This window comes from Nocardiopsis rhodophaea (genome assembly GCF_039530945.1).
GTDB classification, from domain to species: domain Bacteria; phylum Actinomycetota; class Actinomycetes; order Streptosporangiales; family Streptosporangiaceae; genus Nocardiopsis_C; species Nocardiopsis_C rhodophaea.
Window position 1 is genome coordinate 60254 of the sequence record NZ_BAAAPC010000024.1, and the last position, 24756, is coordinate 85009.

Here is a 24756-nt window from a genome sequence, read left to right on the forward strand (position 1 = left end):
TACCTCCAGTCACACCCCGGGTAAACAGCACCCACCCCACACCAGCACCCGCCGCCCCCTGACCCGGAAACGGCCCACCCATGACCACCACCGCGATCGCCACCCGCTACCACCACTTCGCCACCCACGAAGCCACCACATCCCCCCTCTACACCGAACTCGCCCGCGGCATCGCCGCCGACCCCACCCTCCTCGCCCTCCTCAACACCCTCCCGCCACGCTGCCACCAGCCCAACCTCCTCTTCGCCGCCACCCGCCACCTCACCGGCACCCCCACCTCCTTCCCCCACCTCCGCCGCACCCTCCTCGACAACTGGCACCGCATCGCCCCCCTCATGCAACGCCGCCGCACCCAAACCAACGAACCCGCCCGCTGCGCACCCCTCCACCCCCTCCTCACCGCCCTCCCCCAACCCCTCACCCTCATCGAAGTCGGTGCCTCCGCCGGCCTCTGCCTCTACCCCGACCGCTACGCCTACGACACCGACGACCACCTCACCGGCGACCCCCACTCCCCCCTCCGCATCACCGCACCCGCCACCGGCCCCACCCCGCCCCCCCACCCCCACCTCGACATCGCCGCACGCATCGGAATCGACCTCAACCCCCTCGACATCCACGACCCCGACGACACACGCTGGCTCCACAGCCTCATCTGGCCCGAACACCACCAACGCACCCAGCGCCTCGACGCCGCCATCGCCATCGCCCGCACCGACCCACCCCACCTCATCCAAGGCGACCTCAACGAACGCCTCCCCGACGCCATCGCCCACGCCCCCGCCGACACCACCCTCGTCGTCTTCCACACCACCGTCCTCACCTACCTGAGCGACAAAGAACGCGACCGCTTCACCGACCAGATCCGCCCCCTGGACCTGCACTGGTTCGCCCAAGAACCCCCCGCCGCCCTGCCCCACATCACCGCCCCAGAGCCCGACCCCAGCCCCGGAATCACCCACCTCCTCTGCCACAACGAACACCCCCTCGCCTACACCGACCCCCACACCGGCGCCGCCCACTGGTTCGCCTGACCCACCCCCCGAACACACGTGTCCCCGGCGGCCACAACCGGCCACCGGGGACACACCACACCTCCGCGCTACCGCACTCGGCCCTCCGACATCAGCGCACCAGCGAATCCAACAACCGCTCCAACTCCCCCTCCGGGTCATCAGTCAACCCGGTGTGAATCGGCCCCGGCTGCACAATCGTGCTGCGCGGCGACGTCAACCAGCGGAACCGCCGCCCCGCCGACTCACACCCCGCCGCACCGGCCGCGCCGCCGCCCTGGCACACCGCCTCTACCGCATCCAGCGCCCGACGCACCCCCGCGACGTCCACCGAGGCGTCCAGCACCGACAACCGCTCCTCATCCAACGCGCACCGCGCCGCCAAGAACCCCCGCGCCTGGCAGTACACGATCACCCCCGCATTGACCTGCTCACCGCGCTCCACCCGCGGAACAACCCGCACCAGCGCGTACTCGAACACCTCCCGCGTCACCGGACCACCTCCGGCAGCCAGCCGCGCTCAGCAACGCGCCCCAGCAAATGCCCGACGAACGCCTCACGCACCTCCTGCGCCGAACCGAACCCCGGCTCCTCCACCAGCCACTCATCCGGCACCAGGGCCGTCACCTCCGACAGCAGCTCCTCCGTCACCAACGGCGCCAACGCCGCATCCGCCGCCGCAACATCCGGTCCCACCGGCAGCAGCACATGATCCGACGCGTCATAGGCCCGCGCCACCGCGCCGTCCGACCCCCGCCAGTTGTGCTGGAAGATCAACGTCGCCCCGTGGTCGATCAAGTACGGCGCACCGTGCCACACCAGCATGTTCGGATTACGCCACGTCCGATCCACATTGCCGACCAACGCGTCGAACCACAGCACCCGCCCGGCGAACTCCGCGTCCACCCCGAAAGCCAGCGGATCGAACCCCAGCGACCCCGGCAGAAAGTCCATCCCAAGGTTCAGCCCGCCACTGGCCTTCAGCAGCTCCTGCACCTCCGGATCGGGCTCACCGCGACCGATCACCGCGTCGACCTCCACCAGCACCAACTCCGGAACGGGCAGCCCCAACGCCCGACCCAGCTCACCCGAGATCACCTCGGCCACCAGCGTCTTACGCCCCTGCCCCGCGCCCCGGAACTTCACCACGTACATGCCCAGGTCATCAGCCTCGACCAAACCCGGCAACGATCCACCCTCACGCAACGGCAGCACATACCGCGTCGCGACAACTTCTCTCAGCACGCCGATCAGCATACGGTCGCGCCCCTCCACTAGATTGCGGACATGCGGCTCAGTGACGACCACCTCACCCACGACATCACCGCCACCCTCGCCGCCCTCCCCGGCGTGCATGCCGTCACCCTCGGCGGATCACGCGCCACGGGCACCCACACCCCCGACAGCGACTTCGACTTCGCCATCTACTACCGCCGCGACTTCGACCCCGACCACCTGCGCTCCCTCGGCTGGGATGGACAGGTCTTCGATATCGGGGAATGGGGCGGCGGGGTCTTCAACGGAGGCGCCTGGATCACCTACGACGAACGCCACGTCGACGTGCATTACCGCGACCTCGACGACGTGGAGCACCGCATCGCCGAAGCCCGCCATGGGCGCTTCGACGTCGAGCTCCTCGCCTTCCACCTCGCCGGGATTCCCACCTACCTGGTCGTCGCGGAACTCGCGGTCAACCGCTTCCTCCACGGCGACCTGCCGCGACCGGAGTACCCCGAGGCACTGCGCCACGCGGCGCCCGCCCGGTGGTGGGGCCAGGCCGACCTGACACTCTCCTACGCCCGCGCCGCGCACGCCCAACGGGGCCATGTCACCGAGACGGCCGGAGCGATCGCCACGGCCGCTGCACAGGCCGCGCACGCCATCCTGGCCGCGCGGGGGATCTGGGTGACCAACGAGAAGCGGCTGCTGGACCTGGCCGACCTGCGGGGCATCGACAAGATCTACTCCGACCTGGCCCCGGAACCGTCCGCTCTGGTGGACGGCGTGGACGCGGTGGCGCGGTTCCTTGGCGAGGCCGTGGAGCAGGCGCGGGGGGTGACGGGGTAGAAGGAGGCGAGGTCGGCGCGGCAGGCCGGAGCTGCCCCGGTGTCGTGCCCGAACCCTAGCGGGCCGCTGTGCACGTACCCGCCCATCCCAGGACGTGGCCGGTGAATGCCACGGCCAGCTCATTCCACCGACTGATCCGGACCATGGGGTGGGAGTCCAGGTGGACGGGGACGAAGTCGGCGCTGGCAGCGACTTCGCGTGCGCGGTGCACGTAGGCGCGGGACTCGTCGGGGCTGGTGGTGGCGTCGAAGTCGGCGTGGGCGATGAGGAGGTGTCGATCGCGCAGCGGTTCCACGGGGTCGTTATCGCAGATCCAAGGTGCCAGCCCGAGCACACCGCGCACGTGAGGCGCGTCGGCGGCACGGAGCACCGCACGCCCGCCCATGGAGTGACCGGTGGTGACCACCGGGATCGGGCCGAAGCGGCGCTCGACCTCCTCCAGCGCCCGCCGTGTGTCGGCCAGGGCGTCAGTTCCGGTGCCGTTCCAGCCTCGTAGGCGCAGCCGGAGCCGCATCACGACCAGGCCGGAGTCGGACCAGGCACGGCGCAGGGCCCAGGCGAACGGGATCATCCGCAACACGGCGGCCTCCCAGGGGGTTGTGGCCGCGGTGCTGTTGACGTCCCCGCCATGAAGGATCAGGACCGCTCCTCGCGGGTGACGCGTCTCCCCGGAGACAGTCAACCATGGACCATTCGTCCCGATATGCCAGGTCTGCTCCTGGGCCATACAATCGTCCTTCGTGCGTTTGAGGAGGTGGGTGCGGCGTAGCCGCTCCATTTATTGTGCTGTAGTGCTGATGGCATCAAGCACAAGCACCTTTACATTGTAGATTTGTAGGGATCCTACGGAGACAACCGTGTGCCCGCATGCGGAATGACCCGGTTCCTTACCGCCGGACCGCCCTCCCGCACTACGGGGACGGCGACACGAAGCGCTCGTACTCGACCTGCTCGTGCAGGTCCCCGTCCCCCATGGCACGGCGCCTGTGCGCACCCGACGCACGAAACCCGCACTTCGTATAGAAACGGTGCGACTGCGGCGTCTCCCGCAGCGTCCAGACGTGGACACGGCGGAAGCCCGCTGCGGACAGTCGCGCGAGCACGGCATCCATCAGCTGCCCGGACAGGCCGCTCCCCCACGCATGAGGGTGGCTGTAGAACGCGAAGATCTCGGCCGCCCCCGCACGCGTCGGCGACGGCCCCGCGTAGCTGAACGCCAGCGGCCTGCCGTCGAACCGGGCCAACAGGAGGATGTCGCCATTGGCCCCCAGCCCCGCGATCACCGGCCGCCACTTGGTTCGCCGATGGCGGGCCATCGCGGCGAGGTGCTCGGGCGCGAAAAGTTCGCGGTAGGCCACGCTCCACGCCCTCGCGTGGATCTCCCCCACAGCCTCGGCGTCATCGACCGCGGCTGAAGCGATCACCGTCCCCCTGCGCCCCGAGTGCATGCCGTTCTCCCGCGCCGACGAAACCGACATGTGCCCCAGGCTCTCACATGCTCACCGAATGCCCCCCATGCTCCAGGGGCAGTCATCCCCACCGGGGCCCGCCCGCAGCGAGGGGGGCGGCGACCCCGCGACGTGGGCCGCGGCGGCTCCACAGCTGGTTATCGTCCTCGGTAACGCCCATTACCGCAACCATCCTCGGCCTTCCCCTCCCCAGCGAAGGAGCGCGCCATGTTCGTGATCGCCCATGTGAGTGACCCCCACATCGACACCACGGAGCGCAGCCGCCGACGGTTCGGCCGCGTGGTGGACCACCTGGCCACACTCACCCGCCCGGTGGACGCGATCCTGCTCAGCGGCGACGTCGCCGACCGCGGGACGGCCGAGGAATACGCCGTGGTGACGAAACTACTGGACCAGTCCGCCCCTGTGCTCATCTGCCCGGGAAACCACGACGACCGCGATGCGCTGCGGGAATCGGCGCTGCTCCCCCGGTCCGCTCTCGCGTTCCCCGACCAGCCCGGAGCACCCCTGCACCAGGTGCGCCGGGTCGGCGGCACGCTGTTCGTGTTGCTCGACGCCACGGTGCCCGGTGAGCCCTACGGCGAGTTGGGGAAGGAGGGCCTCGCCTGGCTGCGCGAGCAGCTGGCGTCCGCGACATCGGGATCACCCGTCGTCATCGCCCTCCACCACCCGCCGGCGACGCTGGGCCACCCCGGCATTGACGACATGGGGCTGCGCGATGGTGCCGCACTGGCGACCGTGATCGAGGATTTCCCCGACGTCGCGGCGGTCCTGACGGGGCACGCCCACACCGCTGTGTCCACCACCTTCGCCGACCGCCCCCACGTCGGCGCGGTCGGCGTCAACTCCACCCTGCGTCTGCCGTGGGAGATCGGCGACGGCCGGACCGACCACAGTGCCCCTCCGGGGCTGGCGTTCCATCTACTCGACGGCGACCGGCGGCTGATTACGCACTTCCGCACGCTGGCCTAAGGGCTCGGTGGCACGATAGAAAGACGCACACCCACCTTTACACTGTAGATCTTCTGGGGGAATCCGGGGGTCGGCGGACATGGCGCCTAGGAGGCCGCGGCCAGCGCGGGAACCGGCCGGGCCGTGAGCGCCACCGCGGTCCCCGGAGTCAGGTCAGCGATCAGGGAACCCGCTACCTGTGCCACGACCAGGCGGCCATCGGCCAGGCGTACCTGCACCCGGGCCAGCGATCCCAGGAAGCTCGACGCGACTACCCGCGCCGTCGCGGTCGCGTCGACGGCCAGCTCCAGCGCCTCCGGCCGCAGAAGCACGGTCACCTCCTCCCCCACGGCCGAGCCCTCCAACAGGGGGACGCGCCCGCCCAGCACCTCCGCGTAACCGTCGGCGGCACGCCCCGGCACGCGGTTGGTCAGCCCCACGAAGTCGGCCACGAACTCAGTGGTCGGACGCGCGTAGATCGTGGCGGGGTCAGCGATCTGCTCCAACCGCCCGGCACGCATCACGCCCACCCGGTCGGCCATCGCCAGGGCCTCCTCCTGGTCGTGGGTGACGAACAGGGTCGTGGTCCCCACCTCCAGCTGGATCCGCCGGATCTCGTCGCGCAGCTGCGCGCGGACCTTCGCGTCCAGCGCCGACAACGGCTCGTCGAGCAGCAGCACCCGCGGCTCGATGGCCAGCGCGCGGGCGATCGCCACACGCTGCTGCTGACCGCCCGACAACTGGTGCGGGTAGTGCGCCGCGTGGGCCGACAGCCCCACAAGCTCCAGCAGCTCCCCCGCGCGTGTCCGGCGCTCGCCCGCGCCGCGGCCGCGCAGCCGCAGCCCGAAGGCCACGTTGTCCAGCGCCGTCATGTTCGGGAACAGGCTGTAGGCCTGGAAGACCATCCCCATGTCGCGCCGGTTCGCGGGCAGGTGGGTGATGTCCCGCCCACCCACGTGAACCGAGCCCGCATCGGCGCGCTCCAACCCGGCCAGCACCCGCATGGCGGTGGTCTTGCCGCATCCCGAGGGGCCGAGCAGCGCGACCAGTTCTCCCGGTGCCATGTCCAGGTCGAAGCCGTCCAGGGCCCGCACCCCGGAGAACGCGCGCACCAACCCCCGCAGCTCGACCGGAACGCCCCGTGCACCCGTCCGCTCGGACGCGCTCCCAGCCGTCGTCATCGTCGCCTCTTCTCTTTCCGTGGATCGCGTGGACACGTCCCCTCCCCGCAGTGCCGGTGTCGGCCGCATCAGCGCCCCTCCCTTTTCGTCATGCGCCGGTGGCGTCCGGCGAAGGACAGAGCCAGCAGCAAGACGAACCCGAACAGCAGTGCGGCCAGCGAGACCGCTACTGACAGGGCGGCGTCGCGCTTGCCGATGTTGTTCACCTGCACCTGCAACGTCGGGTAGTTCAGCAGGGAGGCGATGGTGAACTCGCCGAGCACGAGTGCCACCGAGATCAGAGCGGCCGACAGGATGGCCGCGCGCATGTTGGGCACCACCACCCGCAGCATCACCGACCACCACGACGCCCCGAGGCTCTGGGCGGCCTCGGCCAGTGTCGTGAGGTCGAAGGCGCGCAGTCCGGCGTCCAGCGCCCTGTAGGCGTAGGGCAGCACCAGCACGATGTAGACGAACGCCAGGGTGAGCGGGGTGTCGCCGATGAGGTAGCCAACCCAGGCGTAGATGGGGCCGAGGCCCACGACGATGACGATCGCGGGGATGGTCAGCGGCAGCAGGCAGACGAATTCCAGGAGGCGGTGCAGCCGCGGCAGGCGCAGCTGCACCAGCACCATGGTGGGGAGCAGCAGCACGAGCATGCCCAGTACGGTCAGGAGGGCCAGTTGCAGCGATGTGGCGATGGCCGTCAGCAGCTGCCGGTCCTCGCCGATCGCCAGCCACGCCTCGGCGGTGCGCCCGTCGGGACCGCGCGTCGAGAATTCCAACATGGCCAGCAGCGGAAACAGCAGGTAAGCGCCGATGACCAGCAGGATGGTCCAGCGCAGCAGGGCGGTCCCGCCGCGACGGCGGCGGGCAGGGGCGGCGCCGTTGGACGCGGCGGGCACGGGGGTCGAGGTCAGCGCAGCCATCGCGCGGTCCGCCTTTGCAGCAGTGCGTACAGGGACATGACAACGGCGACCACTACAACCATTCCGAAGGCCAGCGCATAACCGATGTCGGCCTGACCGAGAATGACCTCGCTGGTCAGCGCGTTGCGGATCTGCAGTGTCACGATCGGCCCGCCCTGGGACACCAGTGCCGCCGCTGTGGCGTAGGAGGAGAAGGCGTTAGCGAACAGCAGCAGGAACGATCCGGCGAAGGCCGGGGCGAGGATGGGGCCGGCGACGTAGCGCCAGTAGTGCCAGGCGGAACCGCCGAGGCTCTCGTTGGCCTCGCGCCACTGCTTGCGCAGGCCGTCGAGGGCCGGAAGGAAGACGATGGTCATCAGCGGGATCTGGAAGTAGCAGTAGACCAGGACCAGGCCGGGCATGCCGTAGAGCCAGTTGCCGCCGGCGAACAGGTCGAGTCCGAGGGCGTCGCGGAGGATCAGGGTGAGCCACCCCTGCAGGCCCACGGTCGCCAGGAACGCGAAGGCCAGCATGACGCCGCCGAACTGGGCGAGGACGCCGGAGAACGCGGTCACGACGCGGCGCAGCCGACTCGCGGCTCCAGCGCTACCCGAACCGGCGGAGACGGCCCAGCTGAGCAGGGCGCCACCGATGGCGCCGATCAGAGCGGTGATCAGGGATACCCAGACCGAGCGGCCGAAGGCGGCGAGATGCACCGATCCGGTGACGGCCGCGACGTTGTCCAGCGAGAACGTGCCGTCGGGGCCGGTCAGCGCGCCGGAGATGACGATCCCGGTGGGCCACAGCAGGAAGACCGCCACGAAGGCGAAGAAGGGAACCGCTCCGGCGTAGGCGCGCACGGTGCGCAGCCAGATCACGGCCCGGCCGCGGGTGCGCGCGGGGCCGGGTGGCTCCGGTGCCCCTGCGTGCGGAGGGTCGTTGAGGATACTCACCGCGTCTCCCTCGAAGATGCCCCGGCTTTGGCCGGGGAAAGGAATCGAACCCCTGCGGAGCAGGGCGAGATCGGGCTCGCGCCGCCGGGGCGAACCACCGCCCGCACGGTCGGGTGCGGTGTACGGCGCGCGTCGCGAGAACTCCGCGCGTGGCCCCGGTGCTCCGAGAACCCCCGGAGCACCGGGGCCACGCGACGCACGGGCGGCCGGCGGTCAGGAGACCGCTGCGGCCCACTGCTCGCCGAGAATGCCGTTCGCCTTCTCGATCTGCTCCTCGGTGAGCTCGACGGGATCGCCCTGGGCGGGGGGCAGCTGCGCGCTGGCGTCCTTGTCCAGGGTTCCCGCCTCTTCCATGGCGCCCATCCGGACCGCGCGGGCGAAGCCCTTGAGATAGATGTTCTGTCCCTCGTCGGAGTAGACGAACTCCTGCCACAGGCGGGCCGCCGCCGGGTTGGGGGCGTCGGTGTTGATCGCCTGGTAGTAGTAGGAGCTGACGACCGCGTCCTCAGGGATGACGACCCTCCAGTCCGCCGTGTCCTTGAGCTCGACGGTCTGCTGGGCGTTGGTGTAGTCCCAGTCGATGACGACCGGGGTCTCCCCCGAGGCGATGGTGGCGGGGGTCGGGTCGACCGGCAGGAAGTTGCCCGCCGTGTTCAGCTTCTTGAAGAAGTCCACGCCGGGCTCGATGTCGTCGGCGCTGCCTCCGCTGGCCAGTGCGGCCATGACCACGCCGGAGAACGCGGCTCCGGCCTGGGTGGGGTCACCGTTGAGGGCGACCTTGCCCTTGTAGTCGTCGCCGAGCAGGTCGCTGAGGCTCTTGGGCTCGGGCACCTCGTCCGCGTTGTAGCCGATGGACATGTAGCCGGTGTAGTCGGCGATGTAGCGGCCGTCGCTGTCCTTGAGGTTGTCTGGGATGTCATCCCAGGTCTCGACCTTGTAGGAGGCGAAGTGCTTGTCGGCGTTGGCCAGGGCCACCGCTTGCCCCAGGTCGAAGACGTCGGGGGCGCGGTCGGTGCCCGCGTTCTGCTCGGCGGCGTTGATCTCCTCCTGGCTGGAGGCGTCGGGCGAGGCGGAGTTGACGGTGATCCCGTACTTCTCCTCGAAGGTGGAGATCATCTCGCCGTAGTTGGCCCAGTCCGGGGGCAGGGCGATGACGTTGAGCTCGCCCTCGTCTTTGGCCGCCTTGATGAGGGCGTCCATCCCGCCGAAGTCCTCGGCCGACGTGGCCTTCGCGGCCTCACCGCCGTCGTCGTCGGATGGGGAGGGCGGGGCGCCGCACGCCGAGAGCATGAGCATGCCGGCGACGCCGAGGGCGGTCGTCGCGGTGAGCAGGCTCCGCCGGGTCGAGGGTCGGGTGAAATCGTTGGGCACTGCGCATCCTTTGCAACCGGGGACGGGGATCCCCGTGGGGGGTTCGGTCATGGGGAACGGTGAATGACGGGGGTGAGTTCGGGGGAGACGACCGTCGGGTGGTCGGCGCGGGCAAGCCATCACGATGCCATGGCAAATGTGGTGAAACGGTAACGATTCCGAAAACGCATCCCGGACAATGCCGAAAAAAGGGACAAACTATCTGAATATCCAACATCGCCATCGCTTCAACCAGCAGAAATCACCCTCAATGACATAAACGCCACAGGATGCCCACATCGGGCATAGCTTGCGATATTCGCCGATCACCGGTTAGCTCAAGACCCTCACACCTTGAAGCTCCATCCCCAGATTCCACGCCCACCCCCGACCGAAACCCGAACCCCCCAACCAAAAATTCGCCCGGCGTATCTCCCCCGCCGCCGGGCGCCACACCCCCTGACCCGTCTCATACGCCCCCCACCCGCACCCACGATGAGCACCCCCATGCCCACTGAGCAGCGCCGATCCCTCCGGGCGCGGCTGATCTCCCTGTCCCTCCTGCCCAGCGCCGCCCTGCTCGCACTGTGGGCTGTCTTCACCACCGTCTTGGTCCAGGACATGCTCGAACTGCGCGCGACCGCCGCCTTCACCGAAGACGTCGGTACGCCGGTCCTCGATGTCATCGCGGAGCTGCAGACCGAGCGCCGCTACACCATGGAGTACATCGCGGGCGCCCGCGCCGAGAGCCGGACTCCCCGCTACGACACCATGGCGCGCATCCGCACCCAGACGGACGAGACCATCGACTCCTTCCGAGTCTCGATCGACGAGGACGCCCCCGCCCCGGCCGGGCCCCGCGTCCGGCGCTTCGACACGACCCTCGACGGGCTCAAGGACCACCGCGCCGCCCTGGACGAGGGTGCCCCCGGCCGCGCCGAAGCCGCCGCCTACTACGACGGCGCCATCGAGGAGGCGTTGCGCATCTGGGACGCCCAGGCCGAACTCGTCGAGGACCACCTCGCCCACAACACGCACAGCCTCACCTCCCTGCTGCGCGCCCGCGAGCACCTGGCGCGCGAGGACGCCCTGCTCACCTACGCCAATGCGGCCGAGAAGTGGACCACCGACGACCACGCCGCGTTCGCCTCCGCCGTCGGGGCCCAGCGCTACCTGTACTCCCAGATCACCCCCGACCTCAGTGACAGCGAACGCGAGATCTTCGACGACCTGGCCGACAGCGCGTTCTTCCGCACCGTGCGGTCCCTGGAGGACAAGGTCGTCGCCACCGCCCCGGAGCGCACTGCCCCGGTCCCGGTCAACGGCCAGTCCTGGAAGGCCGCCAAGGAAGCCGTGGACATCGACTTCCAGCGGGTCGAGGAGAACCGCACCGGAGCCGTCATCACCAGCATCCACAACGAGGCCACCTCTCTGCTGTGGCGTGCCATCGCCCTGAGCACGGTGTCCCTCATCGTCGTCCTGGCCTCGCTGGTCCTCTCGCTGCGCTTCACCCGGCGGCTCGCCTTCCGTATGCAGAGCCTCCGCGAGGCCACCCTCGACTACGCCGACAATCGGCTGCCGGCCATCACCACCCGCCTGCGCGCCGGGCAGACGGTCGACGTCCAGTCGGAGTCCCCCGACATCCCCGTCCTGCGGAACGACGAGATCGGGCAGGTCACCGAGGCGTTCAACACCGCCCAGCGGGCCGCGGTCACCGCCGCGGTCGAGGAGACCCGGCTGCGCGGCGGCGTCCGCAACCTGTTCCGCAACGTCGCCCGCCGCACCCAGACCCTCGTGCACCGCCAACTGGGGCTACTGGACGCCCTGGAACACTCCGAGACCGACCCCGACGTCCTGGAATCGCTGTTCCGCATCGACCACCTCAGCACGCAGCTGCGGCGCAACGCCGAAAACCTGATGCTCCTCACCGGCGGCACCGCCACCCGCAACACCCGCCCAACCGACCCCGTCCCGCTCCAGGACGCCGCACGGGCCGCCTCCAGCGAAATCGAGGACTACCAGCGCGTCCGGCTGCTGCCCATGCCCAACGTGGCTCTGCAGGGCGATGCCGGACGCGACCTCGTTCGGCTTCTCGCCGAGCTTTTGGAGAACGCCTCCTCCTTCTCCCCACCGCACACCAGCGTCACCGTGCGCGGCGAGCCCCTCGCCAACGGGCACTACGCCGTGGAAGTCGAGGACCGCGGACTCGGCATGCCGCCGGACCGCTACGCGCGCGCCAACGAGCTCCTCGCCGCGCCCCCGGACTTCGACCTGGCGGACATGCGCGAGGACTCCCAGCTCGGGCTGTTCGTCATCGCGACCATCGCCGACCGGCACGGCCTGAAGGTGACGCTGCGGCCCTCCCCCTACAACGGGACGCAGGCCATCGTCGTCCTGCCGCCGCAGGTCATCGTCGGCAGCGACACGGGGGACCACCAGCGCCCCGAGACCGACGCGCCCTCCCAGCCCAGCGCGGCCCAGGAAGCGTCGCAGGGCGGCGCCGAGCCGAGCACTGCCACAGACCACCCCACCCCCACCAACACCGACGCCCCGACGCCCGCGCCCGCCCGGCCGCCGATACCCTCCGCATCACCGCCACTCTCCCCCGCCCCGGAGGCTCCCGTAGCCTCCCCGCGCCTGGACACCGCGGCCGCGGACCACGCCACGCCCCCGTCCCCCGCCGCCCCCACCGGCGACACCTACAAGGGGCTACCGCGGCGTATCCGCACGTCCCGGCGCCAGGGCAACTCCCTCCCCGCTCCATCGACCGAGGCACCGACGACCGAGGCAGCGGACGCGGCGCGTCCGCTGGAGGAGATCCGCGACATGATGAGCGCCCTCCAAACGGGTATCCGCGAGGGCAGGCGCTCCGACCGCGGAACCGGAGACGATATGACCAACACCGAGGAGTCTCAATGAAGTTGTCAAGCCGCCAGCGGGACCGGTGGGACGGGGGTGAACACCCTCCCGTCCCGCAGCAGCGCCCACAGCACGCTCACCCGACGCCGGGCCAGCGCGATCACCGCCTGGACGTGCTTGAGTCCTTCAGCCCTCTTGCGCTGGTAGAACTCCCGGTTGGGCCCCTCCACCCTGAGGGAGGAAAGGGCGGACATGAAGAACACCCGCCGAAGGGCGCGGTTGTAGCGTTTGGGCCGGTGCAGGTTGCCGGTCCGTCTCCCGGAGTCCCGCGCCACGGGCACCAGCCCGGCCGCCGAGGCCAGGTGGCCCGCGTCCCGGTAGCCGGACAGGTCACCGGCCGCAGCGATGAACTCCGCCCCCAGGATGGGCCCGAACCCGGGCACGGACTCGATGATCTCCGCGGTGTCCAGCCCGCGGAAGACCTCGCGGATCTGCTTCTCGGTGTCGGTGAGCCGCTCGTCCAGGTCCAGGATCCGCTGGGCCAGGTCGGCCACGATCGACGCCGTCACGGCTTCGCCGGGCACCTGGGCGCGCTGGGAGGCGGCGGCCTCCATCGCCGTGGCGGCGATGGAGCCGGGGCCGCGCACTCCCCGTTTGCGCAGCCAGGTCTCCAACCGCGTCCGGCCGGTCCCGCGCAGCGCGCGGGGGGTCTGGTACCCGGTCAGCAGCACGAGGGGGCCTTTGGCCGACGAGTAGTCGAAGGCGCGTTCCAGAGCGGGGAAGATCGAGCACAGCGCGTCGCGGAGCCGGTTGACCGCCCGCACGCGGTCGGCCGTCAGGTCGTTGCGGTAGCCCGTCAGCACGGCCAGGGACCGGACGGTCTCGGCGGGCACGTCGATGGGCGCGAAGTCGGAGCGCATGCGCACCGTTTCGGCGATGACGTAGGCGTCGCGGGCGTCGGTCTTGGCCTCGCCCCGGTAGGCGCCGGACATGCGGTTGACGGTGCGTCCGGGCACATACAGGGGCCGCTGGCCGTGGGCGGCGAGCAGGGCCAGCAGCAGCGCCGAGGCGGTACCGGAGATGTCGATCCCCCACACGACCTCTTCGGCCAGGGGTTGGATCTCGGCGAGGGCGTCCAGGATCGCGGGCTCGTCGTTGGGGATGGTCTTCGACCACACGGTGGCGCCGGTGTGGTCGATGGCGGTTGCCCAGTGGTGGGCCTTGCCCGCGTCGATACCGACCCACACCTTCGGCCGGGGCTGTGTCATCCGTTCCTCCAGGCGTTCGACCTCGTGCCGTCGGCCCGTGGAACACCCCGTCGTCATCTCCGTAAACAGCGACCGTTGCACGGATCTCAATCAGCGACCGGAGCGCCCCGGAGGGTCGGGCGGCCACTCCTCGGAAGCCACTGATGACAAGAACCGATAAGCCACACCCGGCCCTCCCGGGCCGCCTAACAACTTACGGAGAGCCGATGAACGAGGCGACCACCACTCCCCCGACCGCGTCCGCGCACCTGGACTGGCTGCTGACCGATCTGGTGGATCGGGTCGCAGGTGCCCGAGAAGCGGTCCTGGTCTCCGCCGACGGGCTGATGCTCTCCGGATCGGCCGGCATCGACCGCGACCGCGCCGAACGCGTCGCCGCGATCACCTCGGGCTTCTCCAGCCTGGCCAAGGGCGCGCGCAAGCAGCTGGGGGCGGAGGAGGTGCGGCAGACCATCGTGGAGATGGACAGCGTCTTCCTCTTCGTGCTGGCCGCCGGGTACGGCGCCCACCTGAGCCTGGTCGCCGACTCCAACTGCGACATCGGTCAGGTCGCCTACGAGATCAACCGGCTCGTGCGGCAGGTCGGCCCCTACCTGTCCGCGCTGCCCCGTTCAGCGGGTCGGCGACCGGGAGCGGCTGAGACTGACCTGGGTGAGTGAGCACCGTGGAGGTGGATGACCACGGCCCGACGGCCGCCGACGACGGGCGGCTGATCAGGCCCTTCTCGCTCACCGGAGGCCGTACCCGCCCTTCCCGCTCCGATTTCGCCATGACCTCCCAGGTGGTCGCGGTCCCCACGATGGAACCCGCCGAGCTGGAACCGGAACACCTGTCGATCATGCGGGAGTGCGCGCGGCCCGTATCGGTCGCCGAGATCGCCGCGCACACCGACCTGCCGCTCGGGGTCCTGCGAATCCTCATATCCGACCTGCTCGACCGCGGGCACGTCATGGTGCACGCCTCGCCGTGGCAGCTGCACCGACCCGACGCTGAGACTCTGCGATCCGTCATCGAGCGCATCCGCGCGCTGTGAAGGGGGACACCTTATGTCCGACAACGGGGGAATCGTTCCCGACACCCTCAAGATCCTCGTCGCTGGTGGGTTCGGAGCCGGAAAAACCACGCTTGTAGCCGCGCTCAGCGAGGTCGAGTCGCTGCACACCGAGGAGGTGATGACCGAGGAGAGCATCGGCGTCGACGACCTTCAGGGGGTCGAGGACAAGAACACGACCACGGTCGCGCTCGACTTCGGGCGGATCACGCTGGACGAGCGCACCCTCATTTACATGTTCGGCACCCCCGGGCAGGGGCGCTTCGCGTTCATGTGGGACGAATTGGCCGAGGGCGCCCTGGGCGCGATCGTGCTCGCCGACACCCGGCGGCTTGCGGACTCCTTCGAGTCAATCGACTTCTGCGAGCAGCGGCAGCTGCCGTTCGTGGTGGCGGTGAACTGCTTCGATGGCCATACGTCCCATGCGCCCGACGACGTGCGGATCGCCCTGGACCTGGATGGCAACGTGCCGGTGATGCTCTGCGACGCGCGTGAGCGGGAGTCGGTCAAAGCCGTGATGGTCGACCTGGTGTCCCACGTGCTGGAACTGGAACTGTCCGGCACCTGAGAAAAGGAGGGGCCCAGCTGACCGCTGACCGGCTGGCACTGCGGTGCGCTGGGAGAGCGTGCGGCGTAGCCGCGCGGTATGTGCCGTGGGGATAAAGTTATTCCCCACGGCCACCTTTACACTGTAGATTCACCCCTGGTGGTCAGATTTGACCACCAGGGGTTCCTCCGTGGAGCCCAGGCACGAACGTCACGGGCGCCCGCCGGGACGGGCTTCAGCCGGGTCAACGGCCCGGTAGGGTCGCGGTTCGGGGTGCGGCCGCATGGTCGGTCAGGTCCCCAGGCGCCATGGAGACTAAGGGGGAGACCGAGGTTGCTGGTCCTGCACGGCCTCTGGGAGAGGGCGGCCGGCGGCGGGGCCGCGGATGGCGGCGGTTCCCTGGTCCTGTGGGGCGAGGACGCCGCGCTCCCCGCCCGGACGACCTCCCAGGAGGCCATCCGGCCCCACCCCTATGCGGCGGACCACGCCCGGCTGCGGGCGGCGATCACTTCCCTGACCGAGACGGCCGGTGGCACGGCGGCATTACCGGCGGAGGTAGAACTTTTTCTCCCCGGTTCGCCGACCCACCCCCTCCCCTCCCCCGCACTCGGCCCAATCGGCGGCGCCCCCGCGGTCTCCGAGCCCCGGCTCCGACGGTGGCGGATCCCCGCCGTGCGCATTCCCCCGACCGCGGCATCGACGACGCTCACCGCGCTGATGAGCGCCTCGACAACCCGCGCGGGCTCCCCCACGGCCCATGACGTGGGCGACCTCGCCCTCGGCCCGGGGGTGCACCACCTCATCGCGGTGCACCAGTTCGCATCGCGGCTCGTCTCCGAAGGCCGGGTCCTCCCCCGGATCATCGGTGACCCGCCCCGCGCAGTGTGGCGGCCCGTGCTCTGCGACCCTGACGCGCGGCACCTCCGTGGCCTCACCGATGCGCTCCCACCGGTCGCCCGCGCCCATCTGGACCCCCACGGGACGGAGGCGGGAGAGCTGGTCCCCTCCGCGCTGTGCGACCTGCTGGACGCCGCCGCGCGCGATCGGCTCGGCTCGCTCGCGCGGGGCCAACAGCGCGGACGATCGGCGCTGACGACGGCTCTGACCAGCCAAGATTCCGCATACCGGACGGCCGCGGGAACCGCGGCACTCGCAGCGCGGCTCCAGGAGTGGCACCGCGCCGCCCACCGCCCCCGCGGACGGGCGCGGCTCCTGTTCCGGCTGGTCGAGCCGGAACGCGACGGCAGCACGGACGTCTCCGCCCCGAAGAGCAGCACGGCCCAGGACACCCGCGACGCCGGCACAGGGCAGACCTCCGCTCGGCACACGTCCAGCGGCGGTGAGGTGTGGCGCGTGGAGTTCTGGGTGCAGTCCAGCGCTGACCCGAGCCTGCAACTGCCGCTCGCTGACCTGTGGTTGGGCGAGGGCCGCACGTGGCTCCCCGAAGATGTCGAGTCCACCGTCCTGCGCGACCTGGCCCGTGCGGCCCGGCACTATCCCGCCGTGCACAGCGCCCTGCGCGAGCTCGCCCCGTCCGCCATCACCATGGGGACCGGCGGCGCCTACGCCTTCATCCGCGATGCCGCCCCGCGCCTGAGTGCGGCCGGATTCGCGGTCGTGCTGCCCGAGTGGTCGGGACGGAGCACGCTGGGGCTCAGGTTGACCGCACGCGAGCAGCCGCGGCCGTCCGGCCGCGGCGGGATCAGCCCTGCCGACCTGGTCGACTTCTCCTTCGAGGCGGTCCTCGGCGAGGAGCCGGTGGACCTCGGCGAACTTGCCGAACTCGCCCGCCTCAAGCAGCCTCTGGTCCGACTGCGCGGCAACTGGGTGGAAGTCGACCCGGCGCATGTGCGCACCGCGCTGGACTTCCTGCGCCGCCGGGGCCGCGGCACCATGCGCCGCGACGAGGCACTGCGGGCGGCGATGGCACCGGACGCGGCGCCCCTGCCCGTCACCGGCGTCGATGCCGACGGCGCGCTCGGTGCCCTGCTCAGCGGGGCGACGGAGGCGCGACTCACCCCGATGTCGACGCCCACCGACTTCGACGGCTCGCTCCGCCCTTACCAGCAGCGCGGTGCCGCCTGGCTGCGCTTCCTCGGCTCTCTCGGTTTGGGCGCGATCCTCGCTGACGACATGGGGCTCGGCAAGACCGTGCAGCTGCTGGCCCTGCTCACTGACGCGAAGGCGCGTGCGGGGCGGAGCAGCGAGGCGTGGGCACACGGCCCGACGCTACTCATCTGCCCGGTGTCGCTGGTCGGCAACTGGCAGCGCGAAGCGGAACGCTTCGCCCCCAACCTTCGGGTGCACGTCCACCACGGAACCCATCGGCCGCACGGGAACGCGCTGGCCCGGGTCGTCGGCTCCACTGACCTGATCGTGACCACCTACGGAGTGGTGCTGCGCGACGCCGACGAGCTGGCCGCGATGCCGTGGCACCGCGTTGTGTGCGACGAGGCGCAGGCGATCAAGAACAGCGGAACCCGGCAGGCTCGGGCGGTACGCGACCTGAACGCCGAGTGCCGGATCGCGCTGACGGGCACGCCCGTGGAGAACAATCTCGGCGAGCTGTGGTCGATCATGGAGTTCGCTAATCCGGGCCTGCTGGGCTCGCAGGCGGCGTTCCAGCACGGCATCGCCAATCGGGTGGAGCAGGAGGCGTCCAAGGGGGACGGCTCCGGTGGAGGTGAGAGCACCGCGCTCCTGAAGAGGATGACCGGACCCTTCATCCTGCGCCGGCTCAAGACCGACCGGTCGATCATCTCCGACCTGCCCGAGAAGCACGAGATGCGCAGCTGGTGCACGCTCACGCCCGAGCAGGCGTCGCTGTACAGGGCGGCGGTCGACGACATGACCGAGCGGATCGACGGCGCGGACGGCATCCAGCGCAAGGGGCTGGTGCTGGCGACGATGGCGCGGCTCAAGCAGATCTGCAACCATCCGGCGCAGTTCCTCGGCGACGGGTCGGGGCTGGCCGGCCGATCGGGGAAGCTGGAGCGGTTAGCGGGGCTGCTGGCGGAGGCTCTGGCCGAGGGAGACAAGGCGCTGTGTTTCACGCAGTACACGGCGTTGGGCGACCGGTGGGCGCCCTACCTGGCGGAGCGGTTGGGCCGTGAGGTGCTGTGGCTGCACGGCGGAACGCCGCGTGCCCGACGGGAGGAAATGATGGAGCGGTTCCAGAGCTCCACCGAGCCGATGGTGTTCCTGCTGTCGTTGAAGGCGGCCGGTACCGGGTTGAACCTCACGGCGGCTAACCAGGTCGTGCACATCGACCGGTGGTGGAATCCGGCGGTGGAGGACCAGGCCACCGACCGGGCCTTCCGTATCGGGCAGCGGCGCGACGTCCAGGTGCGCAAGCTGATCTGCGTCGGGACGCTGGAGGAGCGCGTGGACGAGATGATCGAGCGCAAGAAGGCGCTGGCCCAGGGCGTGATCGCCACAGGCGAGGACTGGCTGGCGGAGCTGTCTACCGAGCAACTGCGCGAGGTGGTCCGGCTTGCTCCGGAGGCGGTGGCCGGATGAGCGTGGGCGACGCGCGCAGCGTGCGTGGTGGCGGGGCCGGTGGAAGGCGGTCGTGGTGGTCGCGCCGGTTCGTCGAGGCGATGGAATCGGGAGCGGAGGCCGGACGGCTGGCACGCGAAGGCGGCTACGCGGCCCCGGGGGCGGTGCGGGGCGTCAAGGTGGCACCGGGCGAGGCGCGTGCAGAGGTGCGGGGGTCCCGTTCCGGTCCGTACCGGGTCAGCCTGATTCTGCCGACGCTGGATGAGGAGCAGTGGGCGACGGTGATCGCGGCGCTGGCGGGGCAGCCCCTGTTCCGCGCCCCGCTCCTGGCGGGCCACCTCCCTCCGGAGGTCGAGCGGGTCTTCGAGATCCTCGGCATCGCCCTGTTCCCGCGTGGGCTGGACGACCTGACACTGACCTGTTCCTGCCCCGGGTGGGGTTACCCGTGCACGCACGTCGCGGCGGCGCTGTACGCGCTCGCCGATTCCTTGGACGCCGATCCGTTCCTGCTGTTGACCTGGCGCGGCAAGGAACGCGGCGTGTTCCTCTCCGAGCTGCGCACGCGCGCCCGCACGGCGTCGGAGACACGGCTCGGGCCGGCGGAATCGGGGGCCGACCCCGACCTGCCCTATCCCGCCCATCCCGCCCCACCGCCGCTACCGGAGGCCACCGCCGAGTTCTGGTCCGCCCCGAAGCTCCCCCCGCTGCCGGTGCGCCAGGGGCCGTCGCGGCCCATCGCCTTGGCAACCGACCCGCCGGGTGACGACGACGGAGCACTGGTACGCGAGCTGGAACCGCTCTACGAGCGGCTGATCGCCCCCGACGGCCCGTAGGGAGGGGGCGCCGTCCCGGTCGCCGAACGGGCGGCGACGGACCGAAGGAGGTCCACGGCCCGGGGGCCGTCGGCGTGGGAGACGAACAGGTGGTCGTGGTAGTACCCGGCGACGACGTTGCACGACATGTCGGCCTCCGCCAGGACACCGGCCACGGTGGCGGTCAGGCCAACGGCGTGTAGGGCGGAGTGGACTCTCAGGGTGATCCACGCGGCCACGTAGTCGTATGGCAGGCCCGTAGCGTCGGCCTCCTCTTGGGGGCAGACGATGGTCAGGGCCTCATCCTCGGCGACGGTGACGATGGGGTGCACGCCCGGCGGAATCCGCTCGGCGCGGGTGAAGACGTGGCGACCGGGGCGAAGTTCGGGTTCCATTCCGGTCAGCAGGCGGGTCAGGTCGTGCTCGGCCGTGGTCACGGGGCCCTTTCTTCCGTCATTCCTCGTGGTCGCTTCCACGCACGCTGCGCGGTGAGGGCGGGCAAGGTGGTCGAGCGCGGCCGGCGACGACAGATCCGATGACTGGTCGATCCGTCGACACGTTCCCGTGCCCGTCCCGCAGGCTACGAGCCCGCCGGGCGAATGCGGAAGACCTGCAGGCGGCGGTCGTAGTATTTGTCGGTCTCCCCGACCCACTCCATGCCAAGCCGGCGGGCGGTGGCGATGGCGCGTTCGTTGTCGGGGCGGGCGACGGCGAAGAGTTCCTCGATGCCCTGGTCGAAGGCCCACGCGATGATCGCCTGACTGGCCTCGGTGGCGTAGCCGTTGCCCCAGCAGTCGGGGCGGAGCTGCCAGCTGAGTTCGAAATCCTCGTCATAAGGCGGCAGCTGCCGCAGGGAGAGTCCGCCGATGAGCTCTCCGTCCTGGGCGCGGACGATCGCCCAGCGGCCCGCGGGCGGAATGAGGTTGGGCTGGGCTTCGACCCAGGCGTGCAGGACCGACCGCATCGCGGCGGAGTCGCGCACGGCTTGCATCTGGGGGGTCAGCCACCGGGCGACTTCCTCGGCACCGTAGATAGCCAGGGCATCATCCGCGTCGGAGATATCCCAGTCGCGAATGATGAGGCGTTCGGTGCGCACTTCAGCGGTCATGTCCCGAATCGTAACCGCGCGCGGATCGATCCAAACGGTGGGCGCCTGGGGCACTGGCCCCACCCGCGCCCCAGGTGCCGCATCCCCCACCCACACCTCTGGCTGAGGGTCACACAAGTCCCTGGAACGCACGCGGGGGCCGCCCGGTTTCCCCGGGCGCCCCCCACAGCAAGACTTATGAGTAACGCAACGCAGGCTTAGACGCCCTGGACGTCCTCTGCCTGCGGGCCCTTCGGGCCCTGAGTGATGTTGAACTCGACACGCTGGTTCTCTTCCAGGTTACGGAAGCCGTTGCCGAGGATGTTGCTGTAGTGCACGAAAACGTCGGGGCCACCGGCGTCCTGCTGGATGAAACCATAGCCCTTTTCGCCGTTGAACCACTTGACGGTTCCCTGCGTCATGCGCGATCTCCTACCTTCTGAAGATCAGTTCCAGACCCGCACTTTGCGGCTCTGCAGGTGCTGCGAACCTTCTCCTTCAGAAAAGAAAAACGCCCGCTTGTCAAAAACTCCGCGGGCGATCACATGCGATCAGGCGAAATCAAGACTGCAACCTGTCTGCGACAGTACCACACAGGCCACTCGCGTGTCATGTGGGCGCGGTCACACCGGGCAACTGCCACCGCGGTGAGGTGGTGACAGACGGCGAGCCGCCCGCGGTGCCAGAATGGGATAGAGAGACAACGACGTCGGCACCGTGTTCACAGAGGGATGAGCCGCTCATGTCCACCGCACCGAGCGAGGACCCGCGCCAGGACGACCCCCGGGTCGAAGCGCCACAGCGCGAGGCCGTCGGCATCCCCGCCATCGTCAACAGCCTGCGGGTCGTCGGCGAGCAGTCCGGGCCCAAGCGCGGCCTGCTCACCCTCGTCAGCGTCAACCAGAAGCAGGGCTTCGACTGCCCCGGCTGCGCCTGGCCGGAACCCGATCACCGGCACCCGGCCGAGTTCTGCGAGAACGGCGCCAAAGCTGTGGCCGAGGAGTCCACCCGTCGCGCGGTGACACGCGAGTTCTTCGCCCGCCACACGGTCGCCGATCTCGCCGAGCGCTCCGGCTACTGGCTGGGCCAGCAAGGCCGTCTCACCGAACCGATGTACCTGGCCGACGGCGCCGACCGCTACCAGCCAATCGGCTGGGACGAGGCCCTGGGGCTGATCGCCGACGAGCTCGGCGCGCTGGACTCCCCCGACGGCGCCGCCTTCTACACCTCCGGGCGCACCAGCAACGAGGCGGCCTTCCTCTACCAGCTCTTCGCCCGCCGCTTCGGCACCAACAACCTGCCGGACTGCTCGAACATGTGCCACGAATCCTCGGGCTTCGCGCTGACCGAGACGCTCGGCATCGGCAAGGGCAGCGTGCTCCTGGACGACATCTACCAGGCCGATCTCATCATCGTGGCCGGCCAGAACCCGGGCACCAACCACCCGCGCATGCTCACCGCACTGGAGAAGGCGAAGCGGGCAGGCGCGCGGATCATGACGGTCAACCCGCTGCCGGAAGCCGGGATGCAGCGGTTCAAGAACCCGCAGGCCGCCCGCGGCCTGATCGGGCGCGGCACACAGCTCACGGACCTCTTCCTGCAGATCCGGGTCGGCGGGGACCTCGCGCTGTTCAGCGCGTTCAACCGCCTGCTGCTGCAGATCGCCGAGCAGGGCGACACGAGCGAACAAGGCGGCGGCACGGACGTCATCGACCGGACGTTCATCGCGGAGCACACCCACGGCTTCGAGGAGTTCGCCGAGCGGCTACTGGAGGCGGACGAGGAGACCTTCTGGGCCGACGTGTCCCGTGCCACCGGGCTGTCGCGGGAGCAGATCGACGAGGCGCTCGCCATGGTGCTGGCGTCGAAGCGCATCGTGGTCTGCTGGGCGATGGGCCTCACCCAGCACAAGCACGCGGTCCCCACCATCCGTGAGATCGTGAACTTCCTGCTGCTGCGCGGCAACGTGGGACGCCCCGGCGCCGGGGTGTGCCCGGTGCGCGGACACAGCAACGTCCAGGGCGACCGCACCATGGGCATCTTCGAGCGCCCCGCCCCGGAATTCCTGGACGCGCTGGCCAAGGAGTTCGACTTCGACCCGCCGCGCGAGCCCGGATTCGACACGGTGGACACCATCCGCGCCATGCGGGACGGACAGGTGAAGGTGTTCTTCGCGGTGGGCGGCAACTTCGTGTCGGCCACCCCGGACACGCACGCCACCGAGGACGCGATGCGGCGCTGCCGGCTGACCGTGCACGTGTCCACGAAGCTGAACCGCTCCCACGTCATCACCGGCACGCGCGCACTGATCCTGCCCGCGCTCGCCCGCAGTGACAGAGACGTACAGGAGAGCGGGGAGCAGTTCGTGACCGTCGAGGACTCGATGGGCATGGTGCACGCGTCCCGGGGCAAGGTCGCCCCGCTGTCCGCGGAGATGCGCTCGGAGGTCGCGATCATCTGCGGCCTGGCGCGCCGCGTCCTGGGCGCGGACGACGCGGTCCCGTGGGAGCAGTTCACCGCCGACTACGACCGCATCCGCGACCGAATCGAACACGTGGTGCCGGGCTTCGACGACTTCAACGAGCGGGCCCGCCACCCGGGCGGATTCGCCCTCCCCCACGCGCCCCGCGACGAGCGCAAGTTCCCCACGGCCACCGGTAAGGCCAACTTCAGCGTCAACCCCATAACCGCTCCCGAGGTCCCCGAGGGACGGCTGCTGCTCCAAACCCTGCGCTCGCACGACCAGTTCAACACCACGATCTACGGCCTGGACGACCGCTACCGCGGCATCCACGACGGCCGACGCGTGGTCCTCGTCAACCCCGACGACTGCGCCGAACTCGGCGTCACGGGCGGCGAATATGTGGACCTGGTGAGCGAGTGGGCCGACGGCATCGACCGCCGCGCCCCCCACTTCAAGGTCGTCGAATACCCCACCACCAGGGGATGCGCCGCCGCCTACTACCCGGAGACCAACGTGCTGGTCCCGCTGGACTCCACCGCCGACGTCTCTAACACCCCCACGTCCAAGTCGATCGTCGTCCGTCTGGAAACCGACTCGGGAGCCTAGACGGCGAGGACCGGGGACCCGGGCTCGGTGCGGCGCACCGGCGAGTGGGGGCGGGTCACGGGTCACCACCGGCGGCTACGCGCAGCAGGACCGCTGCGTGGCACAGGTCGGGTTCGCCCTTTTGGGGCAGGGGGCACCAACACGCGAGGTCATGCCCGGCGAGTTCGGCACGGATCTCCTTGTCCGACGGGTACCCGACAGAGTCGACCCACCCGGGAGGGGGGTTTCGGCGTTCCTGTAGATGGCGCCGGAACTCGTGGACCGAGGCCTCGCGGCTGCCACAGTCCTCGATGCGGAACGGGTTGCCCCACTTGGTGGGGCGGCTCACCACCACGGCGTCGGGATGGTCGGCACGCCACGGGCGTCGGCGGGTCATCTGGATGCGTTGGGGCATCTGCGTGTCCGTGTCGGGTGGTGATCGTGGGTCCAGTCTTCCAGCAGACTCCAACCCGACCGAGACCCCACTCCGGTCGAAGCCGCCGGTCGATTTCGTGGCCGCCGCGAAGCGGTAGAGCATGACCCCCGGCTGCGTCCATCACGCCGCCGGGCCACGCCGCGGGTCCTGTTAATACGATGCGCACGGTGCGTTAGCGGAGCGCGGTTGCTCAGGCGTTCGACAGCCTGGAATGGCCGTCGCCAAAAATGGCCACCTCAGCGGTCGTTGGGCGGCAGCGGTCTCTCTTTTTTCGGGAG

At 70.1% G+C, this 24756-nt stretch carries 23 protein-coding genes; 10 read left to right on the forward strand and 13 right to left on the reverse strand.

Annotated elements, in window-relative coordinates; genetic code table 11:
• The first annotated feature begins 80 nt into the window (after positions 1–80).
• A complete protein-coding gene (locus ABD259_RS22460) occupies positions 81–1034 on the forward strand; it encodes a DUF2332 domain-containing protein (RefSeq protein WP_344165209.1) in 954 nt (317 codons plus the stop codon).
• 91 nt (positions 1035–1125) lie between these two features.
• On the opposite strand, the gene ABD259_RS22465 is transcribed toward ABD259_RS22460, so the two are convergent.
• Both ABD259_RS22465 and ABD259_RS22470 read right to left on the reverse strand, forming a co-directional pair.
• The gene (locus tag ABD259_RS22465; protein ID WP_344107018.1) at positions 1126–1506 is read right to left on the reverse strand and encodes a DUF3037 domain-containing protein; all 381 of its coding nucleotides are present in this window, start codon (positions 1504–1506) and stop codon (positions 1126–1128) included.
• Positions 1503–2270, reverse strand: coding sequence for a HipA family kinase (locus ABD259_RS22470; protein ID WP_344107017.1), 768 nt, complete (start codon positions 2268–2270; stop codon positions 1503–1505). The genes ABD259_RS22465 and ABD259_RS22470 overlap by 4 nt, the downstream gene beginning before the upstream one ends.
• Positions 2271–2300: 30 nt before the next feature.
• Between ABD259_RS22470 and ABD259_RS22475 the strand changes: the two genes are divergently transcribed.
• Complete coding sequence (locus ABD259_RS22475) at positions 2301–3080, forward strand: nucleotidyltransferase domain-containing protein (RefSeq protein WP_344165210.1); 780 nt, start codon at positions 2301–2303, stop codon at positions 3078–3080.
• Between the two features lie 55 nt (positions 3081–3135).
• Here ABD259_RS22475 and ABD259_RS22480 read toward each other — a convergent pair whose 3' ends face one another.
• Together ABD259_RS22480 and ABD259_RS22485 are read right to left on the reverse strand one after the other, a co-directional pair.
• Entirely contained in the window at positions 3136–3858 is a 723-nt protein-coding gene (locus ABD259_RS22480) for an alpha/beta hydrolase (protein WP_344107015.1), read from the reverse strand.
• Positions 3859–3991: 133 nt separating this feature from the next.
• Positions 3992–4558: a GNAT family N-acetyltransferase gene (locus ABD259_RS22485; protein ID WP_344107014.1), complete on the reverse strand. Its 567-nt coding sequence runs from the start codon at positions 4556–4558 to the stop codon at positions 3992–3994.
• Between the two features lie 198 nt (positions 4559–4756).
• On the opposite strand from ABD259_RS22485, the gene ABD259_RS22490 reads away from it, so the two are divergent.
• Positions 4757–5521: a metallophosphoesterase gene (locus tag ABD259_RS22490; protein ID WP_344165211.1), complete on the forward strand. Its 765-nt coding sequence runs from the start codon at positions 4757–4759 to the stop codon at positions 5519–5521.
• An 86-nt stretch (positions 5522–5607) separates the two neighbouring features.
• Here the strand turns inward: ABD259_RS22490 and ABD259_RS22495 are convergent, their stop codons facing one another.
• From ABD259_RS22495 to ABD259_RS22510, 4 genes are all read right to left on the reverse strand, one after another.
• Positions 5608–6681, reverse strand: a complete 1074-nt coding sequence (locus tag ABD259_RS22495) for an ABC transporter ATP-binding protein (RefSeq protein WP_344107012.1) — start codon at positions 6679–6681, stop codon at positions 5608–5610.
• Positions 6682–6749: 68 nt separating this feature from the next.
• Positions 6750–7589, reverse strand: a complete 840-nt coding sequence (locus ABD259_RS22500) for an ABC transporter permease (protein ID WP_344107011.1) — start codon at positions 7587–7589, stop codon at positions 6750–6752.
• The gene (locus tag ABD259_RS22505; protein WP_344107010.1) at positions 7577–8521 is read right to left on the reverse strand and encodes an ABC transporter permease; all 945 of its coding nucleotides are present in this window, start codon (positions 8519–8521) and stop codon (positions 7577–7579) included. Before ABD259_RS22505 ends, ABD259_RS22500 begins: the two co-directional genes overlap by 13 nt.
• Positions 8522–8734: 213 nt before the next feature.
• On the reverse strand, positions 8735–9892 hold the full coding sequence (locus ABD259_RS22510) for an ABC transporter substrate-binding protein (protein ID WP_344107009.1): 1158 nt from the start codon (positions 9890–9892) through the stop codon (positions 8735–8737).
• A 486-nt stretch (positions 9893–10378) separates the two neighbouring features.
• On the opposite strand from ABD259_RS22510, the gene ABD259_RS22515 reads away from it, so the two are divergent.
• Entirely contained in the window at positions 10379–12790 is a 2412-nt protein-coding gene (locus tag ABD259_RS22515; protein ID WP_344165212.1) for a sensor histidine kinase, read from the forward strand.
• Between the two features lie 5 nt (positions 12791–12795).
• Here the strand turns inward: ABD259_RS22515 and ABD259_RS22520 are convergent, their stop codons facing one another.
• Positions 12796–13998 carry an IS110 family RNA-guided transposase gene (locus ABD259_RS22520; protein WP_344165213.1) on the reverse strand — a complete coding sequence of 401 codons (1203 nt, stop codon included), beginning with the start codon at positions 13996–13998 and terminating at the stop codon, positions 12796–12798.
• Between the two features lie 206 nt (positions 13999–14204).
• On the opposite strand from ABD259_RS22520, the gene ABD259_RS22525 reads away from it, so the two are divergent.
• The 5 genes from ABD259_RS22525 to ABD259_RS22545 all read left to right on the forward strand — a co-directional run bounded on the left by ABD259_RS22525 (position 14205) and on the right by ABD259_RS22545 (position 19927).
• Positions 14205–14657, forward strand: coding sequence for a roadblock/LC7 domain-containing protein (locus tag ABD259_RS22525; protein ID WP_344107007.1), 453 nt, complete (start codon positions 14205–14207; stop codon positions 14655–14657).
• Positions 14654–15031: a DUF742 domain-containing protein gene (locus ABD259_RS22530; RefSeq protein WP_344107006.1), complete on the forward strand. Its 378-nt coding sequence runs from the start codon at positions 14654–14656 to the stop codon at positions 15029–15031. Before ABD259_RS22525 ends, ABD259_RS22530 begins: the two co-directional genes overlap by 4 nt.
• Before the next feature lie 13 nt (positions 15032–15044).
• Positions 15045–15617, forward strand: coding sequence for a GTP-binding protein (locus ABD259_RS22535; RefSeq protein WP_344107005.1), 573 nt, complete (start codon positions 15045–15047; stop codon positions 15615–15617).
• A gap of 312 nt (positions 15618–15929) precedes the next feature.
• Complete coding sequence (locus ABD259_RS22540; protein ID WP_344165214.1) at positions 15930–19115, forward strand: DEAD/DEAH box helicase; 3186 nt, start codon at positions 15930–15932, stop codon at positions 19113–19115.
• Positions 19112–19927, forward strand: coding sequence for an SWIM zinc finger family protein (locus ABD259_RS22545; RefSeq protein WP_344165215.1), 816 nt, complete (start codon positions 19112–19114; stop codon positions 19925–19927). Before ABD259_RS22540 ends, ABD259_RS22545 begins: the two co-directional genes overlap by 4 nt.
• On the opposite strand, the gene ABD259_RS22550 is transcribed toward ABD259_RS22545, so the two are convergent.
• The 3 genes from ABD259_RS22550 to ABD259_RS22560 form a co-directional block, all read right to left on the reverse strand.
• Positions 19894–20343 (reverse strand): ACT domain-containing protein, encoded by a 450-nt coding sequence (locus tag ABD259_RS22550; protein WP_344165216.1) that lies wholly within the window; start codon positions 20341–20343, stop codon positions 19894–19896. The two genes, ABD259_RS22545 and ABD259_RS22550, sit on opposite strands and share 34 nt — an antisense overlap.
• A 143-nt stretch (positions 20344–20486) precedes the next feature.
• The gene (locus tag ABD259_RS22555; RefSeq protein ID WP_344107002.1) at positions 20487–21014 is read right to left on the reverse strand and encodes a GNAT family N-acetyltransferase; all 528 of its coding nucleotides are present in this window, start codon (positions 21012–21014) and stop codon (positions 20487–20489) included.
• Positions 21015–21211: 197 nt separating this feature from the next.
• Positions 21212–21415, reverse strand: coding sequence for a cold-shock protein (locus tag ABD259_RS22560; RefSeq protein WP_344107001.1), 204 nt, complete (start codon positions 21413–21415; stop codon positions 21212–21214).
• Positions 21416–21735: 320 nt separating this feature from the next.
• On the opposite strand from ABD259_RS22560, the gene ABD259_RS22565 reads away from it, so the two are divergent.
• Complete coding sequence (locus ABD259_RS22565; protein WP_344165217.1) at positions 21736–24063, forward strand: FdhF/YdeP family oxidoreductase; 2328 nt, start codon at positions 21736–21738, stop codon at positions 24061–24063.
• Positions 24064–24118: 55 nt separating this feature from the next.
• Here the strand turns inward: ABD259_RS22565 and ABD259_RS22570 are convergent, their stop codons facing one another.
• Entirely contained in the window at positions 24119–24457 is a 339-nt protein-coding gene (locus ABD259_RS22570; protein WP_344165218.1) for a DUF4326 domain-containing protein, read from the reverse strand.
• Between the last annotated feature and the right edge of the window lie 299 nt (positions 24458–24756).

Bases quoted from the DNA above. Each gene is read 5' to 3' on its own strand.
- ABD259_RS22560 (WP_344107001.1), bottom strand. From the start codon at position 21,415: ATGACGCAGGGAACCGTCAAGTGGTTCAACGGCGAAAAGGGCTATGGT.
- ABD259_RS22460 (WP_344165209.1), top strand. From the start codon at position 81: ATGACCACCACCGCGATCGCCACCCGCTACCACCACTTCGCCACCCAC.
- ABD259_RS22565 (WP_344165217.1), top strand. From the start codon at position 21,736: ATGTCCACCGCACCGAGCGAGGACCCGCGCCAGGACGACCCCCGGGTC.
- ABD259_RS22545 (WP_344165215.1), top strand. From the start codon at position 19,112: ATGAGCGTGGGCGACGCGCGCAGCGTGCGTGGTGGCGGGGCCGGTGGA.
- ABD259_RS22520 (WP_344165213.1), bottom strand. From the start codon at position 13,998: ATGACACAGCCCCGGCCGAAGGTGTGGGTCGGTATCGACGCGGGCAAG.
- ABD259_RS22495 (WP_344107012.1), bottom strand. From the start codon at position 6,681: ATGACGACGGCTGGGAGCGCGTCCGAGCGGACGGGTGCACGGGGCGTT.
- ABD259_RS22555 (WP_344107002.1), bottom strand. From the start codon at position 21,014: ATGACCGCTGAAGTGCGCACCGAACGCCTCATCATTCGCGACTGGGAT.
- ABD259_RS22490 (WP_344165211.1), top strand. From the start codon at position 4,757: ATGTTCGTGATCGCCCATGTGAGTGACCCCCACATCGACACCACGGAG.
- ABD259_RS22535 (WP_344107005.1), top strand. From the start codon at position 15,045: ATGTCCGACAACGGGGGAATCGTTCCCGACACCCTCAAGATCCTCGTC.
- ABD259_RS22485 (WP_344107014.1), bottom strand. From the start codon at position 4,558: ATGTCGGTTTCGTCGGCGCGGGAGAACGGCATGCACTCGGGGCGCAGG.
- ABD259_RS22475 (WP_344165210.1), top strand. From the start codon at position 2,301: ATGCGGCTCAGTGACGACCACCTCACCCACGACATCACCGCCACCCTC.
- ABD259_RS22525 (WP_344107007.1), top strand. From the start codon at position 14,205: ATGAACGAGGCGACCACCACTCCCCCGACCGCGTCCGCGCACCTGGAC.
- ABD259_RS22500 (WP_344107011.1), bottom strand. From the start codon at position 7,589: ATGGCTGCGCTGACCTCGACCCCCGTGCCCGCCGCGTCCAACGGCGCC.
- ABD259_RS22480 (WP_344107015.1), bottom strand. From the start codon at position 3,858: ATGGAGCGGCTACGCCGCACCCACCTCCTCAAACGCACGAAGGACGAT.
- ABD259_RS22515 (WP_344165212.1), top strand. From the start codon at position 10,379: ATGCCCACTGAGCAGCGCCGATCCCTCCGGGCGCGGCTGATCTCCCTG.
- ABD259_RS22470 (WP_344107017.1), bottom strand. From the start codon at position 2,270: ATGCTGATCGGCGTGCTGAGAGAAGTTGTCGCGACGCGGTATGTGCTG.
- ABD259_RS22570 (WP_344165218.1), bottom strand. From the start codon at position 24,457: ATGCCCCAACGCATCCAGATGACCCGCCGACGCCCGTGGCGTGCCGAC.